Here is a 17,348-nt window from a genome sequence, read left to right as displayed (position 1 = left end):
AAGCAGAAGGCCATTCTCAATGAAGCGTTTATTCTAGGAAATCTTTAAGTCGCTTGCTGCGGCTTGGATGACGAAGCTTGCGTAATGCTTTCGCTTCAATCTGTCTGATCCGCTCGCGTGTAACGCCGAATACTTTACCAACCTCTTCGAGGGTTCTGGTACGACCATCGTCCAAACCAAACCGCAATCGAAGCACGTTCTCTTCACGCTCAGTCAATGTGTCCAGCACATCTTCAAGCTGTTCTTTCAATAATTCATACGCTGCAGCATCCGCAGGAGCTAGAGCTTCCTGATCTTCGATGAAATCCCCCAAATGCGAATCGTCTTCCTCACCAATTGGCGTCTCCAGCGATACAGGCTCTTGTGCGATTTTCATAATTTCTCTAACCTTATCGGTGCTGAGCTCCATCTCCGCAGCAATTTCCTCCGGGGTTGGTTCGCGTCCTAGCTCTTGAAGCAGTTGACGGGACACTCGAATAAGTTTATTGATCGTTTCCACCATATGAACGGGAATCCGTATTGTACGCGCTTGGTCAGCAATTGCCCGTGTTATAGCTTGGCGAATCCACCATGTTGCATACGTACTGAATTTAAAGCCCTTCTGATGATCGAACTTCTCCACCGCTTTAATGAGGCCCATATTGCCCTCCTGAATAAGATCCAGGAACAGCATACCACGGCCGACATAACGCTTCGCGATACTAACAACCAGACGAAGGTTCGCCTCAGCCAATCTGCGCTTAGCCTCTTCATCCCCATTCTCGATGCGTCTTGCAAGCTCAATCTCGTCATCCGCCGAAAGAAGCGGAACACGCCCGATCTCCTTCAAGTACATTCTTACAGGGTCATTAATTTTAATGCCTGGCGGTAATGCCAAATCATCATCGAAGTTGAATTCGTCTTGTTCTTTATCCTGATCCTCACTTCGATTGCCGAGTGGATGATCACGATCCTCATCCCTCTCATTCAATACCTCAATTCCCAAATCATCAAGCTGCTCGAAAAATTCATCAATCTGTTCCGGATCTTGATCGAACGGAGACAATTTCTCCATAATCTCTTTATAGGTCAAAGAAGCTCTTTTCTTGCCTTGTTCGATCAACTGATCCTTCACATGATCAAGCTTTTGTTGGGTCTCTAGTTCAGTATGCTGATCATTCGCCATTTCCGACTCCCTCCTCCCTAGAACCGATCGTCGTGTCGTCCTTTGAGTTGTCTCTCTAGGGTTATAATCTCACTTTGCATTTGCGCGGCAAGGATATGATTTCCCGCTCGTTCAGCCTGCACACTTTCTTCCTTCTTACGTTCGATTTCCTTTAATTGCGGTACTTTGAGAATGTCTTGGATGCTGGCATCCAATATCGCTTCATCAAAAGGAAAGCTCCCGTCCATCATCAAAATAGTGGCGGCCGCTCTCTCCAGGCGTTCATCCTGTAAAGTAGCAATAAAACGGCCGGCATCCGGATCAAGACCCTGCGCATAATAAGCGTATAAATAAGCAGCAAGTGCTGCGTGATCCTCAATATTGAACGCGTCGCCCAATTTCTCATGCACCGATTGCGCCACTTCACGATCTCGCATCATTACATGAAGCAAGCGTCGTTCCACATACGTATATGCGGGCAACAACGCAGGTGGGCCTGATTTTCGGCGATTTTCATTCCTACCATTATTCCACGAATTATCGTTATTATCCCCTTGCGGCCGCTTTTTTTGCAGTTCTTGACGTTTCATGGCACAATCCTGCTTCAAGACCTCTAGAGGAAATTCAAACTCGCGGGATAATTCCTGCAAATAAACTTCACGTTCAATAGGAGATTCGAGCTCTGCAACAATGCCAGCAGCCTCGAGCAAATAATTTTTCCGGCCTTCTTCTTTTAGCAGTATATGGTCTTTTCTAGAATATATAAGCTTAAATTTCGTTACGGACACCGGTTCATCAATCGCCTCGCGCATAAAAGCTTCAGGACCGTATTCATTAATATACTCATCCGGATCCTTGCCTTTAGGCAGCATAGCTATCATTACTCTCAGACCTGCTTTTTCAAACATAGGAATCGATTTCATAGCGGCTGCTTGACCGGCTTCGTCACCGTCATAGCATAGTAGGATTTCCTCTGCTTGTCTGGCAAGAATGGTGCAATGTTCTTCCGTTAGCGCCGTTCCCATCGTTGCAACGCCGTTCTTCACTCCGGCGCTCCAAGCTTTTATAACGTCCATATATCCTTCGAACAAGACAACCTGCTTTCTTTTACGAATGGCCGGTCGTGCATGATGCAGATTGTACAAGGTACGGCTTTTGGTGAATAGCTGAGTTTCGGGGGAGTTCAAATACTTTGGCTGACCTTCTCCCAGTATCCTGCCCGCAAAAGCGATTACTTTGCCGTCACGGTCCCATATCGGGAACATAATCCGGCTTCGAAATCTGTCTACATGACCGCTTCCATCATTTTTGGCAGATAATAATCCAGCTCGTTCCATCACCGCAGGATCAAAGTTCCTTGCCGCCAAAAATCGGGTCAATGTATCCCATTGCTCAGGCGCATAACCAATCATGTAATGATTGATCAGCTTGTCCCCTAACCCGCGTTCTCGCAAATAATCTTTCGCCGCTCTACCATGTTGTGTATTATTAAGCACATAATTGTAAAGCTTGGCTGTTAATTCATGCGCTTCAACCATTTTCCCGCGATCCGTATCTGCAGCAGTTGCTGGACTGTCATCAGGCGATGCCCAAGTAATGGGCATGCCTGCATCCTGTGCAAGCACTCTAACCGCTTCCGGAAAGGAATAACCCTCCATCTCCTCCAAGAACCGGATGACATCACCTGTTTTGCCGCAGCCATAGCAATGATAAATCTGCATTTCCTGCGTCACTGTAAAGGATGGTGTCTTCTCCGAGTGGAAGGGACAAAGCCCTTTCATGTATTTGCCGTGCTTCGTGAGATGAACGTATTTACCAACCGTCTCCACGACATCATGATGACGTCTTACTGCATCAATGACCTCATCCGGTATTTTGCCGTATGTCATCGTTCATCACCTTCATCCTAACTAACACGTAAATAATATTCGCTATACGTCATGTTTCTCCTGCAAGTTTCGCAAAACTTTTGTCAACTTTTGTTGAAAACGGTCTCGATCAGCCTCACTCATCGCTTTTGGGCCTTTCGTCTTACCTCCGCTGCGTCTCCGCTTTGCAAGCTCATGGCGTCTTTCCATTAGATAATCGATGTTCTCATCCGTATACTGCTCCCCGCGGGGAGATAATACGAACGCGCCTTTGCCAATTACCATACAGGCTAATCCAAAATCCTGTGTAATCAAGATATCGCCTTTTGCTATATGATTAACGATATACAAGTCGACAGATTGACTGCTTCGATCAACCTGTACAACCCGGACTCCCTCCTCCGGCTGAAGCCGGTGATCATATGAAGAGACCATAAGAACGGGAATTCCACTGGAACGCGCAACTTGTGCAATTTCTGTCTTGACGGGACAGGCGTCACCATCAACAAGGATGGTCGGCTGTATATCGCATCACCGCTCATTCTTATAGAGGTCGATAAAGCTGTTTATTTATTGTTTACCGTACTATTATATACGGCAGATAATTAAAAAATCCTGCTAAAAGCCTTTAAACCATGCGGATATGTTCCATGATTACGCTTGCTGTCTCTTCGACAGCCCGATGGGAGACATCAATGATTATGCATCCAAGCTTCTGCATAATCGATTCTGCATATTGCAGCTCCTTTTGAATCCGATCCGTCGTTGCATAAGAGGCACTATTTGGCAATCCTAGCGCCTTCAGCCTTTGTTTCCGAATAATGTTCAAGTAAGCAACATCAATCGTCAGTCCAACTATTTTATGCTTCGGTACGACAAACAGCTCGTTCGGCGGGCTAAGCTCAGGCACCAGCGGTATATTGGCGACTTTGTATTTCTGATGTGCCAAATACATAGATAGTGGCGTCTTCGAGGTACGGGAAACACCAACCAGCACAATATCAGCCTTTAGCACACCTGAGGGGTCCTTCGCGTCATCATAACGAACAGCGAACTCCACAGCATCCACCTTACGGAAATAATCCGCATCCAGCACATGGTTAAGTCCAGGCTCTCTTCGCGATTGAAGTCCCGTCTTTTCCTCCAAATTCTCGATCAGAGGACCAAGCAAGTCGATAGCAACAACCTCATTCTCATCCGCCAGCTTACGCATGCCATCTCGCAAATGCGGAATGACTAGCGTATACATCATGATGGCTCCTGACAGCTTGGCCTGCAGCACGAACCTTTCTAATGTCGGGACATCCGTTACAAAAGGGGCGCGGCGAATCTCTGCCTGAAGCGGATGAAATTGCGCTACTGCTGCTCTAACCACAATTTCCCCCGTATCTCCTGCAGCATCCGATATAACATAAATGACTACTTCTGCTGAATTAGGCATTCCCAAACCTCCCTTGACTTGCATCCTTACCAGACAAGCTTGGAAAAGTCTGCGATCACTGCAATATCATCCGCTATGACGGCTAATGAAGCCAAGCGATTGATTCTTACCGCATCATCCTTGGACATAACCATTACAGAATCGAAGTAATCGCTGATTGCTGGCTTAAGCAACGAGAGCTTCTCCAGCGCCGAAGCGATTTGGCCTTCAGCCATCGCTACTTCAAAGGCTGGATGAGCCTGCTGCCATGCTTCATACAACGCTTTTTCTGCTGCTTCTTCGAACAGGGAAGGATCTACCGCCCTGGACTCAGACTTGGCAGCCAGATTACCTACGCGATTGAAGGCATCGACTGTCAGCTTAAATTGATTGCGTTCTTCACCTTGTGCAAGCGATTGAACGAGGCTGGCACGTTCTACGGTTAATGACAGATCATCATAACCGACAGCCATAACTGCATCAATAACATCATAACGATTGGCTTGCTCAGACAGTACATTTTTCACACGAAGAGCGAAGAATTCTTGCAAGTCCTTGCGAATTTCTGCTTCTTCCCGCTTCATACCACGAGCCGTGTGCACGGTCAGAGCGGCGTCGAACAGATCAGTTAAGCTCAGAGCCAAGCCTTGCGCCAAAATAATCTGAACAATGCCTGCCGCCTGACGGCGAAGCGCATAAGGGTCTTGTGAGCCTGTAGGAATAATTCCAATGGAGAAGCATCCTACAATCGTATCGATCTTATCCGCAAGACTGACGATTGCACCTGTCCGTGTAGAAGGAGCGCGGTCTCCAGCAAAGCGCGGCTGATAATGCTCATTGATCGCCTTTGCCACTTCTTCGCTCTCTCCAGCTTTACGGGCGTAATCCTCTCCCATAATTCCTTGAAGCTCCGGGAATTCATAGACCATTTGCGTTACGAGATCGAATTTACAAATATCAGCTGCACGGCTTACCGCTTCCAGCGTATTTTGTTCTGCATTCAGTTTGCCCGCAAGCAGGTCAGCTGTAGCACGAATTCGTCTTACTTTATCCGCAACCGTTCCTAATTCTTCGTGGTACACAATATTCTCAAGCTTGCCCAGAGCATCTTCAATAACCAGCTTCTGATCTTCTTCATAGAAGAATTTGGCATCTGACAACCGTGCGCGAAGCACCTTCTCATTGCCTCTTGCCACAAGTTCAATAGACTGGCTGTCTCCATTGCGTACCGTAACAAAATAAGGCTGAAGCTGACCCTCTGCATTCAGCACCGGGAAGTAACGCTGATGCTCGCGCATGGATGTAATAAGAACTTCTTGCGGGATGTTAAGAAACGCAGGATCGAACTTGCCAAAGAGAGCAGTCGGATACTCAACCAAGAACAATACCTCTTCCAGCAAATCTTCTTTGATCGCAATTTCCCAGCCCTTGTCCTCTGCGAGCTGCTTAATCTGATCAACAATCAATTGCTCCCGGACATTTACGTCAACGATAACCTTCTGTTCAAGAAGACGATCTTTGTATACCGATGGCTCGGACACAACGGTCTCTTCTCCTAGGAAGCGGTGGCCGCGTGATACATTGCCGCTCTGCACCCCTGTAATTTCAATTGGAATGATATCTTGACCAAATAACGCAACCATCCACTTGATCGGACGAATGAACTTCAGCTCATTGCTTCCCCAGCGCATGTTCTTAGGAAAGGACATAGATAAAATCAGATTCGTCAGCCCTTCTGGAAGAGCGAGCGCTGTCTCTGTTCCGATACTGCTTTTATTCGCATAGACATATTCAACGCCAGCCAGCTCTTCGAAATAAAACTGCTCCGGATCTACCCCTTGACTGCGTGCAAAACCAAGAGCTGCTTTGCTCCAATTTCCTTGGTCATCCAATGCAATTTTACGAGAAGGTCCCTTCACCTTTTCGTTAATATCTGCCTGCTTTTCTTCAACGCCTTCCACTAGCAATGCAATACGGCGCGGAGTTCCGTATACTTCGACGGACAAATGATGAATGCGAGAATCAGACAGCCATTTGACAGCCTTTTCCTTTAACTGGTTCATTGCGCCTCTTACGAAACGAGCAGGCACTTCCTCCAAACCAATCTCCAGCAATAAATCTCTAGCCATTCCGCTCCACTCCTTTCTTCAGCAGCGGGAATCCAAGGCGTTCCCGTTCCTCTAAGTAAGTTGCTGCACATTGACGCGCCAAATTGCGGACACGCATGATATATCCTGTACGCTCTGTTACACTGATCGCTCCTCTTGCATCAAGAAGGTTGAAGGTATGGGAGCACTTCAGGACGTAATCATAAGCGGGGAATACGAGCTTATGCTCCATCGTCTTGCGGGCTTCTTCCTCGTACATATTAAACAACGAGAACAGCATCGCGGAATCTGATGTCTCGAACGTATATTTCGAATGCTCGTATTCCGGCTGCTTGAACACATCACCATAAGTGACGCCTTCAACCCATTCCAGATCAAATACGTTTTCTTTATCTTGAATATAAGAGGCAAGTCTCTCCATGCCATAAGTAATCTCTACGGCAACTGGATTAGCATCAATGCCTCCAACCTGCTGGAAATATGTAAATTGCGTAATCTCCATGCCATCGAGCCATACTTCCCAGCCAAGGCCCCATGCCCCGAGTGTAGGCGACTCCCAATTATCCTCTACAAATCGAATATCGTGATGCTTGGCATCGATGCCAAGGCGCTTCAAGCTCTCCAGATACAGCTCTTGAATGTTGTCTGGGGAAGGCTTAAGGATAACCTGGAACTGATGATGCTGATACAGCCTGTTCGGATTCTCGCCGTAACGGCCATCCGCCGGACGACGGGAAGGCTCCACGTATGCTACATTCCATGGCTCAGGACCAATCGAGCGCAGGAAGGTCATAGGATTCATTGTTCCTGCACCTTTCTCGACGTCATAAGGCTGTACAAGAATACAGTTTTGCTCCGCCCAGAATTGCTGAAGCGTCAATATCATATTTTGAAAATTCATAGCCTTCGCTCCTTCAACGATTATTTGCGCAGCGTCAGAGAACGCAAAAAACTCTCGTCCCTACGTCTGCTAACAGACATAGGGACGAGAGTTAAGCTCCCGCGGTTCCACCCTACTTGGTTCTCCTATCAACAGTCTTCACCAGACTGCAGGAAAACCCGCTTTGTTCAACACGACTCCGGAGTGCCTGTTCACGGTTTGACTTGTCCGGGCTCACACTGTCCCCGAATCGCTTGAGCAATATCATTACCGTTACTTTCTCCATCACTGTCCAATATTCATATTCACATATACTAACCATAATTTCGTAGATTGTCAATGATGGCGACTGACGAGCCATAGATTACAGCGAATATTTATCAAGCTGATCGAGAAAAGCGCGTGACTTTAGCGGAATGCCCAAATGTGCGTCCATCAGCTTGCGCATAATTTGCTTAAGCTCCTGCTTCGTCTCTTCCTTCACTTGGATATTGCCAAGCCTCCGAAGATCCATTCTTCGGAATAATCGCAAGAGCTTAAAGGCACTCTCACTGAGCTTAACAGAATGAGGGTCCTTTCCCCAGCAACGGGAACATAACGCACCTCCAGCTAACGGACTTACCCGGAAGAGGCCCTCTTCATTCCCGCAGCTCACACAAAGGTCTAGCTCAGGAGCATATCCAGCCGTCTCCAAAATCCGCATCTCGTACAAATGAGATACAATTTGCGGATCTTTGCCTTCAACTAACCCCCCAAGGCAAGCTTTTAATTGCTCGAACAAAAAAGAACCGGAATCATCATCCTGAAGAGCCCGATCTGTAAGCTCCGCTACATAAGAAGCATATGCTGCCAGATCTAGCTGCTCTCGCAGTCCATGATGAGACTCCAGAATCTCTCCATTGTTGAGTGTACCCAATCCACTTGTACGAAAAAAAACGAACTCTCCGTATGTAAAAAGCTGCGCGAGAGAAGCATGTCTGCTCTTGACCTTCTTCGCGCCGCGTATGAGTACCCCAACCTTGCCATTCGTTTTGGTCAATAACGTAACGATTTTGTTGCCTTCCCCATAATCCATGCTGCGGATAACGATAGCTTCTACGCGATACAGCATATACTCATTCTCCCCCATGCTTCTTGCGCAATCGCTCACCAGATCGTTATGTGGCGGATGATTCCTCGAACTCAGCAGCTATCTCCTCTTGCTCCGCTGGAAGCTCTCCGCCAATCTGATCCATTTCTTTATAGAGCATATAGGACTCCAAATCACCGGTTAACATAAAATACTTCCACGAAAAATTTCGCAATCGTATTCATCCTTTCCGTCCCTTGGAAATGAAGCACTAGACGGTATTAGGATACACATACGCAGGAAAGCTATCCTTAGTAATTTACGTCAATTCCGGATGAATGGAATTAATCATGCCTGAAACCCAGATCCTTAAGCACTCGGTCTTGGTTACGCCAATCCTTCTTCACCTTCACCCATAGCTCAAGGAAGGTGCGTGATCCAAGCAATGCTTCGATATCGCGGCGAGCCTGCTTGCCAACTTCCTTCAGCAGAACGCCTTTTTTGCCAATAATAATTCCCTTTTGTGAATCGCGCTCCACATAGATGACTGCCCCAATGTAGACGACACCATTCTCTTGTACCCGCATATCTTCGATGCCCACTGCTATCGAGTGAGGAATTTCCTCGCGCGTCATATGCAATATTTTTTCACGAATCAGCTCTGCGCAGACGAATTGCTCTGGATGATCGGTTACTTGATCTGCTGGGTAATATTGCGGCCCTTCGGGCAAATATTTCGTAATTTGCTCCAGCAAAGTCGGCACATTATTGCCATCCAGCGCAGATATAGGAATGATCTCTGCGAAGTTGTAGAGGTCCTTGTATTGCGTAATAATCGGGAGCAGCTGCTCCGGATGCACTTGGTCAATTTTGTTCAAGACCAAAAACACTGGCGTGTTAACCTTTTTAAGCTGCTCGATAATGAATCGATCGCCTCCGCCAATCCCTTCTACTACATCAACTAAGAACAAAGCGGCTTCGACTTCCTTCAAAGCGCCCTCTGCCGTCTTCATCATGTAGTCCCCAAGCTTGGATTGCGGCTTATGGATACCTGGTGTATCTAGAAAAACGATCTGAGAATCATTCGTCGTATAGACACCGTGAATTTTATTGCGTGTCGTTTGCGGCTTGTCTGACATGATTGCTATTTTTTGTCCTATAAGATGGTTCATGAGCGTGGACTTTCCTACGTTCGGTCTTCCTATTATGGCTACAAAGCCGGATTTAAACTTGGCACCGGAGCGCCCACCTGTTGTCGTATTATTCATAGCTTTCTTTTATTGCCCCTCTCTCTAATGAAGCTGGCGTGAATGCACCTGGCAGCAGTTCTGCCACGGTGGAGACCGCCCACTTACCGCCCAAATTGCCCATAACTACAGGCATATCAGGCGAGCATAGCTCAACCAATACTTGTCTACATACCCCGCATGGCGTAATCGGACCATCTGTATCCCCGATTACAGCAATTGCCTGGAACTGCCCTGGTCGATTCCCGTCCGCTATCGCACGGAATAAAGCGGTACGCTCTGCACAGTTGCATGGGCCATACGCGGCATTCTCTACATTGCAGCCATAATGGATATTGCCTTTATGATCAAGGAGTGCCGCCCCTACCTGAAAGTGGGAATAAGGCACATAGGCGCGAGACATCGCTTCTTTAGCAGCTTCCATCAACTTCGCGTAACTTTCTGACAGCCCTTCGAAAGTCTGCATTGCCCTCTCCTCCAATTCTTCCATTTATAAGCCTAACAAACGCCATAAGGGCGGCCCAAGGATGAGCAGCCCAACGATAATAGCCATAATGGCGGTGACTAGCACAGCACCTGCTGCAACGTCTTTAGCTGCTTTGGCTAGTGGATGATGCTCCATGCCAATTCTATCGACAGCTTGTTCAATTGCTGTATTGATCATTTCTGCCGCGATAACAATGGCTATTGTAATCACCAGCACGGCCCATTCGATGCGAGACAAATGCAACCATGCACCCGTCCCGCATACAAGTATAGCAGCGATTACATGAATTCGCATATGGGCTTGTGTACGAACTGCGAACGAAATGCCCTCGCAAGCATACCGTAAATTACGAATAAATCGAACCATTAACGATGCAAGCCTGCCTTTTGCAGAACCGCCTCTTGCTTAGCGGTCATTTCGGCTTCCCCTGCTTCATCCTGATGGTCATAGCCTATTAGGTGTAAGAAGCCATGAACGAACAAAAACCCGATTTCGCGCTCCAAAGAGTGGCCATATTCCTCACTCTGCTCCAAAGCCTTCTCTACCGAAATAATAATGTCGCCAAGCATCCCGGAAATCGGGTCCACTTCATCCTCGCTCTCCACCTCGAAAATGATATCCAGTTCATCCGTGCCATCATCCAGCATGGCGAAGGACAATACATCCGTTGGACGATCAATGTCTCGATACTCTTTATTCAGTTGATGAATTTGCTCATTATCCGTAAAGGTCAGTGTAACCTCGCCCTCCGATAACCCCTCTGCTTCCCCTGCTAGCTTAAGCAGCTCCTCCAGACGCGCTATCCACTGCTCAGGCACTTCTATTTTATCTTGTTCATTGCTCCAATCAAGCTGCAAGCTCATCTCTAACGCTCCTTTGGTTTAACGTCTTCCGGATATTCAATTCGCGAGTGAAAAATGCCAATAACGCTTTCCTTCAAAGAGTGTGCGATAATATCCAGCTCTTTCATCGTCAAGTCACACTCATTATATTGATTGTCATCTACACGACTTTTAATAATTTTTTGAATCATCGCCTCAACTTGCTCGACGGTAGGATTGCGCAAGCTTCTTACAGCCGCTTCAATGCAATCGGCAATGCCGACGACGGCCGCTTCCTTCGATTGCGCTTTGGGACCAGGATAACGGAAGTCGTCCTCCGTGAAATTCGGCTCTATCCCTTGCTCCTCCGCTTGCTTGAGTGCCTTAATATAGAAATACTTCAACGAAGTCGTACCGTGATGCTGCTCGGCAATATCCCGCAAAGATTTGGGTATATTATGCGACTTCAGCATATCGACACCGTCCCTTGCGTGGGCAACAATTATTGATTTGCTCAGCTTGGGATCAATCGTATCATGCGGATTTTCCATATTATTCTGATTTTCAATGAAATAATTCGGTCGCTTCGTCTTTCCGATATCATGGTAGAACGAGCCAACCCGGCATAACAGCCCATTGGCACCTATCGCTTCCGCAGCCGCCTCAGATAAGTTCCCTACCATAACGCTGTGGTGATACGTCCCTGGCGTCTCTGTTAACAGCTTCCGCAGAAGCGGATGATTCGGATTAGACAGCTCAACGAGCTTCAATGCCGATAATATGCCAAATGTAATTTCGAAGAACGGCATTAAGCCGATGACTAGAATAGCTGTCAGCAATCCGCTAGCGAAAGCAAACACTAGCGAATAAATAAGCGACATCCTGTCTAAATCCTCATTCAAGAACATAATAGCCAGTACCGATATAGAGCCGAAGAGGCTCACCATGATGCCAGCCTTGAGTATGGTTGACCGCTGACTTGCCCGATGAATAGAGAAGATCGCAGCGATCGACACCACAATAATAACAAAGCCATATTGAAAGTCAAAAATTTGACTCGTGCTCGTATTAAGAACGACACTGCCTACAATAGCGAACAGTATCGAGCTTATAAGAGCCAGATGAACATCAAGCAAAAGAGTAATCAGCATTGTGCCAAGGGCAGCTGGTGCCAAATACCCGACATAAGGCGCCGCCTCGGTCTGGGTTAGCGATATGATCTCCATTGTAATAATGTTGATCAGGAAAATAAGCCATAGCATAAAATATTGCGCGTTGCTATATTTCTGCTTTACTCCTTCTATCCCATGGAGATAAGAATAGAGACCGAGAATGAAAATGAGCGACATTAATAATAAGCCAAACTGCGGCCAATAATTGCGTTTGTCTTGCAGCAGGGAAGATCCTTTGAGCAATTCATAGACTTCCGGCGTGATCGTTTCTCCGCTCTTGACCAGCAGATCCCCTTCTTTGATAACAACGGGAAGGGTATTTTGCTTCGCATGAATCTTGGCCTCATCCGTCGCTTCTTTATCCAAGAAACGGTTCGGCATTATGACGAAACGCGCAACCTCCTGCAAGATTTCCCTGCTTGTCCGATTGGACAAGGAGCTGGCATTGACCAATTCCGCGACACGGGTACGAGCTGTCTCCGCCTCGCGCAGCTGTTCACTCATTAACTTCCGAACGATTTCCATTCCTGCCTGACGCATTTCTGTAAGCTGCTCATTCGTCAGGCGTGGCATTTTATAAAAGGTTTCTTCCGGGATCACATATTCCTGTTCTTTGATGACCGCAGCCATCTCTTCAATCAATGTGTCACCATAGGTTCCCTTGCCCATATTCGTTTTAGCGAACTGATTCACAAATTCGGCATAGCGGCCTGGTATTTCTTTGCGATAAATATCAATCTTATTCTGATCCGTCACCTGATCGTCTTGATTCAATTGGTCAATCCGAAGCAGGATCTGGCTAAGCAATTGGTCATTACGCAATGCGACGGTGGAGTAGATAGGATCAATGCGATTCGCCGCTTCTTCCTGCGCCTGCAAGGTAGCCTTGCTGTCCTCGATTTGTTTCGGCGCGATAATATCTTTATCGCTTGCTACTCCTACTTGAATATCATAGGTTTCGGGCACTAGATGCGGCGCTAAGCTAAAATAAAACAGCAGTACAAACAAAAACAAGAGCACGAGGCGAACCGCTGCGCTCTGTTTCCACCCCGCAAGCCATGACGACTGCAAGTTCCCCTGTTTACCGACCTGATTCTGATTCTGGCTCTGGTTCATGGAGCGGACATTCCTCTCTATGCTTTGTTTTCAGCATCCCAGTTGTAGGCCACAATAATCTTTTGGACCAAGGAATGACGTACAACATCTTGTTCGGAGAAAAATATGAAGCCGATTTCTTCTATATCACGCAAAATACGCTGCGCCTCGATCAAGCCAGAGTTTTTGCCTCTAGGCAAGTCGATTTGCGTTACGTCACCTGTTATAACCATCTTGGAACCAAAGCCAAGCCTTGTTAAAAACATTTTCATCTGTTCAGGAGTCGTATTTTGTGCCTCATCCAAAATAATAAATGAATCATCCAATGTCCGTCCGCGCATATAGGCAAGCGGTGCTATTTCAATTGTACCACGCTCGAACGCCTTGGCTGTCTGATCAGGGCCAAGCACGTCATGCAAAGCATCGTACAACGGACGCAAATAAGGATCGACCTTCTCCTGCAAATCTCCCGGAAGAAAACCTAGATTTTCTCCTGCTTCCACAGCAGGGCGAGTTAATAGAATCTTCTTCACAGAGCCTGTCTTCAAGGCAGCTACAGCGAGCACAACCGCCAAATACGTCTTGCCTGTACCGGCAGGTCCAATTCCGAATACAACGTCGAGCTTTTTGATTGTCTTCACGTAATGGCGCTGACCAATTGTTTTCACGCGAATGGGCTTGCCGCGATAAGTCGTCGTGAGCTCTGTTTTGAGCAAATCAAGCAATTCTTCTGCTTCCATACTGCGAGCAAGGTCAAGCGCGTAGGAGATATCCCTCTCCGATGGCGAGTAACCGCCGCGAATAAGCTGCAGAAGTACGGTGTACAGCTGCTCTAGCGATTCGACTTGCTCAGTTGAACCTGATATAACAATTTCTGCGTCACGAGATGTAATAGCAGCTTCCATCTGCTGCTGTACGAGCCTAAGATACTTATCCTGGGGGCCAAATACTGCTAATCCCTCTGCCGCATTCAGGAGCGGGATTTTTACTACTTTCGCTTCATTCTGCAAATAACCTCATTCTCCTTGCATCTGGACTAAGGGCATCTCTTTCACAATCGACTGCTCTACTTCAAAAAGAACTTTCATATAAACTTTACCATTGTCCGTCTTTTCATGCAAAACAATTTCATCTCGTATAACAGCGTCGGCTCCTGCTTTCACCAAAATTGCCGCCTTGGCTTGGAGCATTCCTCCGCTCTTTGCCTCCGTATCCGTCAGCGTCCTCTCATCCGTTCGGACTTCCATGATCGTCTGCTTCAAGCGGCCTATAGGGAAGACCCATTTTCTCCAGGCTGCCCGATCCTCCTGATTAATCGTCTCGTACGTTCCATATGGATTCGCGCCGAATCCGCTCACTTGAAGTCCTCTAGTGCCGAACATAGCATACCATTTTGTTTTTTTCTCACCTGTGTATACCTTCACCTGCTGCGTCAGCGGCGCTACGATATCATACTCATACCATACGAGTCCGCGGACGGAGCCTTGTGCAACAACCGTTCGAGTATAATCTCCTCCGCCTATCGTACCTGAGATCAAGATTTGTCCCTGCTTTACTTTCGTGTTCTTCTTCACGACTGCGCGGCCCCGTTCAGCCAATACTTCTGTAACGACTGCATCCACCGAAGCGATTAGATGACGTGGATTGTTCAGGCCAGCTTGCTCAGGCACCCTCGTTTCGACCACCTGAATAACGATCCTTGTCCCTTTCTTCTCCAGACCGATCCATGCGGCTCCTGGCAGCCTGTTCACAAGCCGTTTCGACAGCACGTCAGCATCCTGCAGCTTGAATGACCACTGCAGCGGAAAAACGCCCTCCTGCTTCGCAGCCAGCATGATCTGATCCTCTGTCAGCTTCACATTCCCTTGTACTTCCACCGACCACACAATGGAGGACATCATATAAATACCGGCGAAGAACAGCAGCATGCCTGCTATAAAAAACTTCCTTTTCTCCAGCTTGACCAGCCAGAAGGGCATGCCTAATCGCTTGTCCACATGCACACGACAGCCTGTCTCCTTTAAATACGGGCGAAGACGAAAAAAGTCGCTTACCGATAATTCGACTTGCAGCAATTTCCCGCCTTCTACCCATTGGATGGACCATAGCTGCAGTCCACCCTCCAAAGCGCGGTTAACAAGCCTTTCAGGTTGTCCTTCCCGTATATGGACCGTTACAACCCCTCTCACCCACTGCAGCCATTGACCTGCCATTGCCATCTCTACCCCTCCTGCTCACGAACTTCAATGCTTTTGATTTGGCCTTCTATAAAAACCTCTTCTGTCCAAATCGTCCGAATCACTAAAGAGGTTCCTGTAACTTCAAGCTCACCCTTGCTCAAAGCCAGCTTCAGCTTTTCGCTGGAAAAATGAATAACGCCTCGGTGGTTTTCAATATACAATTGGCGATCGCCAATCATTGTCAGCCGGGGCAGGTCATACACGACATCTTGGGGCATATCCAATATATCTGCGGTCCATTTGCGTAGTTTACGATTTATACGGCCCATATCTACTTATTTGTCCCCCCCACCAGCTCTACCTAAAGCAGAGTGCGCAAGCACATTATCGTACTGTACCAACCTATGCGGTAAGCGGGCAGATTATGAGATAAAACCATGTAGAACGCTCAGACAAAAAAATACGAGTGTCTCAAAAATAAATAAAGATCAGTACTGATACATAACTAAATATCAGTGGGAAAATAAAAGTAAAAAAAGAGCAGCAATCAGCGCTGATTGCTGCTCTTTTTATTTATTGATCGATTACCGCTTTACTCAACAAATGAGGGCAAGTGAGTGGCAAACGGATCTAGTGCTCTACTGCGAGCATAGATGCCACACTATTCTGTGAGGCTTTGTCCTTCCTAAGACCTTCTTTCTGCTACGCACTAAACATTCTATGAGGCTAGCCTCATACCTCGGGAGCCTTGCTTCCTTAAGGGGTGAGTTTTACCTCATACATCCCAATTTCCCTCCATAATCGCAAGAATTATAGATGATTCGCCTCATAGATAAGTGACCTAGCCTCATAGAAAGTAATCCCCGACGCTCCTCCTCATCAGTAATAAGGAGATCAGCCGATTAATTGATAGTCCAACTGAAATAAAACTTCTCGCTCCTCCTACACCACAGGTGAAACAATCTCCCCACTTGCATAAGCGTGCTTTTCCATCTGTTCTCACTCTGCTTTACTCTGCTTAGGGTCTGATTGCGGTCTGATCTTCACATGCTTTTCGAACTGAATTTCCATCTGATTATGACCTGCTTTTCGAACTGTTTTTAGAACTACTTTTCGACCTACCTTTCGATCGGCTTTTCGACTTTTCATAAATTACAGCCTTAATAACGAGCTTTCTAATGCGTATAAAAACAAAATAAGCTGCCTCCGGTTTTCTACCGTAAGCAGCTTTGTTTATTCTACTGTGATATTAAGGGGAGCCTTAATTAAGTGAAAAATCACTCAATCCGTTTATTACGTAATCTGCACCTAAATTCAGTAACGAGCCTTCAGGAACCCTCTGTTGCCTGTTAGGACCTCCCAAAGGGACGCTTCGAGCGTGGCGGACCTAATATCTCGGCCCAGATCACTGCTTTACGCAATTCATCGACATGAGACGTCTGAGCGCTCGTGCTTGAACTTACATGCTCTTCGCTGTGTGCAATCGTCCCCCGTGCAGGAGAAGCCTCTCGTTGCTTCGCAGATGCTTTCACCGCCTGCTCCAGCGTCACAGAAGGAGAGCCCTCTCCTTCCCACTCCCACGTTCTTTGAGGGGCTTCAGCAGCCCTCTGTGGCTGCTGATAGACCTCAGCCTCTTGCATAGAGCGCGTCCGAGCATTTTCCTCGGCATCATCATCTGAATTCCCTGTTAGATTTCCGGGAAAACCGCCTCCGAAGTTAGGCATTTTCGGATTGTTCTTCTTCGAGCCTGATCGGCCAAAGAAAGACAACAAAGCCCCGCCAATAACAATAACCAAATAAATATTATCCATTAGCAGCTCGATTATTTTCTCCATACCTTCACCTCCGCTAAGCAGC

Annotated in this window: 18 protein-coding genes; all 18 read right to left on the bottom strand. The window is 47.1% G+C overall.

The genetic code is table 11. The annotated features are described in order from the left end of the window. Window positions 1–28 precede the first annotated feature (28 nt). The 18 genes from rpoD to AC50YO_RS09400 all read right to left on the bottom strand — a co-directional run bounded on the left by rpoD (window position 29) and on the right by AC50YO_RS09400 (window position 17,326). Window positions 29–1,165 carry an RNA polymerase sigma factor RpoD gene (gene rpoD / locus AC50YO_RS09485; RefSeq protein WP_494846514.1) on the bottom strand — a complete coding sequence of 379 codons (1,137 nt, stop codon included), beginning with the start codon at window positions 1,163–1,165 and terminating at the stop codon, window positions 29–31. Window positions 1,166–1,182: 17 nt separating this feature from the next. Beyond that, window positions 1,183–3,033, bottom strand: a complete 1,851-nt coding sequence (gene dnaG / locus AC50YO_RS09480; RefSeq protein WP_494846512.1) for a DNA primase — start codon at window positions 3,031–3,033, stop codon at window positions 1,183–1,185. A 42-nt stretch (window positions 3,034–3,075) separates the two neighbouring features. Then, window positions 3,076–3,537 (bottom strand): YaiI/YqxD family protein, encoded by a 462-nt coding sequence (locus tag AC50YO_RS09475; RefSeq protein ID WP_494846963.1) that lies wholly within the window; start codon window positions 3,535–3,537, stop codon window positions 3,076–3,078. Between the two features lie 103 nt (window positions 3,538–3,640). Beyond that, complete coding sequence (locus AC50YO_RS09470) at window positions 3,641–4,453, bottom strand: pyruvate, water dikinase regulatory protein (protein WP_494846510.1); 813 nt, start codon at window positions 4,451–4,453, stop codon at window positions 3,641–3,643. Window positions 4,454–4,479: 26 nt separating this feature from the next. Then, window positions 4,480–6,561, bottom strand: coding sequence for a glycine--tRNA ligase subunit beta (gene glyS, locus AC50YO_RS09465; protein ID WP_494846508.1), 2,082 nt, complete (start codon window positions 6,559–6,561; stop codon window positions 4,480–4,482). Further along, window positions 6,554–7,441, bottom strand: a complete 888-nt coding sequence (gene glyQ / locus AC50YO_RS09460) for a glycine--tRNA ligase subunit alpha (RefSeq protein ID WP_494846506.1) — start codon at window positions 7,439–7,441, stop codon at window positions 6,554–6,556. The genes glyS and glyQ overlap by 8 nt, the downstream gene beginning before the upstream one ends. Window positions 7,442–7,553: 112 nt before the next feature. Further along, window positions 7,554–7,781 (bottom strand): hypothetical protein, encoded by a 228-nt coding sequence (locus AC50YO_RS09455; protein WP_494846504.1) that lies wholly within the window; start codon window positions 7,779–7,781, stop codon window positions 7,554–7,556. Between the two features lie 3 nt (window positions 7,782–7,784). After that, window positions 7,785–8,531: a DNA repair protein RecO gene (gene recO / locus AC50YO_RS09450; RefSeq protein ID WP_494846962.1), complete on the bottom strand. Its 747-nt coding sequence runs from the start codon at window positions 8,529–8,531 to the stop codon at window positions 7,785–7,787. Between the two features lie 46 nt (window positions 8,532–8,577). Next, window positions 8,578–8,724: a YqzL family protein gene (locus tag AC50YO_RS09445; RefSeq protein ID WP_494846502.1), complete on the bottom strand. Its 147-nt coding sequence runs from the start codon at window positions 8,722–8,724 to the stop codon at window positions 8,578–8,580. Window positions 8,725–8,833: 109 nt separating this feature from the next. Further along, window positions 8,834–9,757 carry a GTPase Era gene (era, locus tag AC50YO_RS09440; RefSeq protein WP_494846497.1) on the bottom strand — a complete coding sequence of 308 codons (924 nt, stop codon included), beginning with the start codon at window positions 9,755–9,757 and terminating at the stop codon, window positions 8,834–8,836. Beyond that, window positions 9,750–10,202, bottom strand: a complete 453-nt coding sequence (cdd, locus tag AC50YO_RS09435) for a cytidine deaminase (protein WP_494846491.1) — start codon at window positions 10,200–10,202, stop codon at window positions 9,750–9,752. Before cdd ends, era begins: the two co-directional genes overlap by 8 nt. 24 nt (window positions 10,203–10,226) lie before the next feature. Next, entirely contained in the window at window positions 10,227–10,589 is a 363-nt protein-coding gene (locus AC50YO_RS09430) for a diacylglycerol kinase (protein WP_494846489.1), read from the bottom strand. Beyond that, window positions 10,589–11,086 (bottom strand): rRNA maturation RNase YbeY, encoded by a 498-nt coding sequence (gene ybeY / locus AC50YO_RS09425; RefSeq protein ID WP_494846487.1) that lies wholly within the window; start codon window positions 11,084–11,086, stop codon window positions 10,589–10,591. The genes AC50YO_RS09430 and ybeY overlap by 1 nt, the downstream gene beginning before the upstream one ends. Window positions 11,087–11,088: 2 nt before the next feature. After that, a complete protein-coding gene (locus AC50YO_RS09420; RefSeq protein ID WP_494846485.1) occupies window positions 11,089–13,332 on the bottom strand; it encodes an HD family phosphohydrolase in 2,244 nt (747 codons plus the stop codon). A gap of 17 nt (window positions 13,333–13,349) precedes the next feature. Beyond that, window positions 13,350–14,321 carry a PhoH family protein gene (locus AC50YO_RS09415; protein ID WP_494846484.1) on the bottom strand — a complete coding sequence of 324 codons (972 nt, stop codon included), beginning with the start codon at window positions 14,319–14,321 and terminating at the stop codon, window positions 13,350–13,352. Between the two features lie 6 nt (window positions 14,322–14,327). Then, window positions 14,328–15,530 carry a sporulation protein YqfD gene (gene yqfD / locus AC50YO_RS09410; protein WP_494846482.1) on the bottom strand — a complete coding sequence of 401 codons (1,203 nt, stop codon included), beginning with the start codon at window positions 15,528–15,530 and terminating at the stop codon, window positions 14,328–14,330. A 2-nt stretch (window positions 15,531–15,532) separates the two neighbouring features. Next, window positions 15,533–15,820: a sporulation protein YqfC gene (gene yqfC, locus AC50YO_RS09405; RefSeq protein ID WP_494846480.1), complete on the bottom strand. Its 288-nt coding sequence runs from the start codon at window positions 15,818–15,820 to the stop codon at window positions 15,533–15,535. A 1,020-nt stretch (window positions 15,821–16,840) separates the two neighbouring features. Beyond that, window positions 16,841–17,326: a YqfB family membrane protein gene (locus AC50YO_RS09400; RefSeq protein WP_494846478.1), complete on the bottom strand. Its 486-nt coding sequence runs from the start codon at window positions 17,324–17,326 to the stop codon at window positions 16,841–16,843. Window positions 17,327–17,348: the final 22 nt, after the last annotated feature.

It is taken from the genome of Paenibacillus sp. J22P59 (assembly GCF_059383895.1).
The sequence above is the reverse complement of the archived record's forward strand: the minus strand, read 5'-3'. Positions and strand labels throughout refer to the sequence as shown.

Coding starts and splice junctions, on each gene's coding strand:
- yqfD (WP_494846482.1), bottom strand. CDS start 15,530: ATGGCAATGGCAGGTCAATGGCTGCAGTGGGTGAGAGGGGTTGTAACG.
- AC50YO_RS09430 (WP_494846489.1), bottom strand. CDS start 10,589: ATGGTTCGATTTATTCGTAATTTACGGTATGCTTGCGAGGGCATTTCG.
- ybeY (WP_494846487.1), bottom strand. CDS start 11,086: ATGAGCTTGCAGCTTGATTGGAGCAATGAACAAGATAAAATAGAAGTG.
- era (WP_494846497.1), bottom strand. CDS start 9,757: ATGAATAATACGACAACAGGTGGGCGCTCCGGTGCCAAGTTTAAATCC.
- dnaG (WP_494846512.1), bottom strand. CDS start 3,033: ATGACATACGGCAAAATACCGGATGAGGTCATTGATGCAGTAAGACGT.
- cdd (WP_494846491.1), bottom strand. CDS start 10,202: ATGCAGACTTTCGAAGGGCTGTCAGAAAGTTACGCGAAGTTGATGGAA.
- AC50YO_RS09470 (WP_494846510.1), bottom strand. CDS start 4,453: ATGCCTAATTCAGCAGAAGTAGTCATTTATGTTATATCGGATGCTGCA.
- recO (WP_494846962.1), bottom strand. CDS start 8,531: ATGCTGTATCGCGTAGAAGCTATCGTTATCCGCAGCATGGATTATGGG.
- rpoD (WP_494846514.1), bottom strand. CDS start 1,165: ATGGCGAATGATCAGCATACTGAACTAGAGACCCAACAAAAGCTTGAT.
- AC50YO_RS09420 (WP_494846485.1), bottom strand. CDS start 13,332: ATGAACCAGAGCCAGAATCAGAATCAGGTCGGTAAACAGGGGAACTTG.
- AC50YO_RS09455 (WP_494846504.1), bottom strand. CDS start 7,781: ATGGCTCGTCAGTCGCCATCATTGACAATCTACGAAATTATGGTTAGT.
- yqfC (WP_494846480.1), bottom strand. CDS start 15,820: ATGGGCCGTATAAATCGTAAACTACGCAAATGGACCGCAGATATATTG.
- glyS (WP_494846508.1), bottom strand. CDS start 6,561: ATGGCTAGAGATTTATTGCTGGAGATTGGTTTGGAGGAAGTGCCTGCT.
- AC50YO_RS09400 (WP_494846478.1), bottom strand. CDS start 17,326: ATGGAGAAAATAATCGAGCTGCTAATGGATAATATTTATTTGGTTATT.
- glyQ (WP_494846506.1), bottom strand. CDS start 7,441: ATGAATTTTCAAAATATGATATTGACGCTTCAGCAATTCTGGGCGGAG.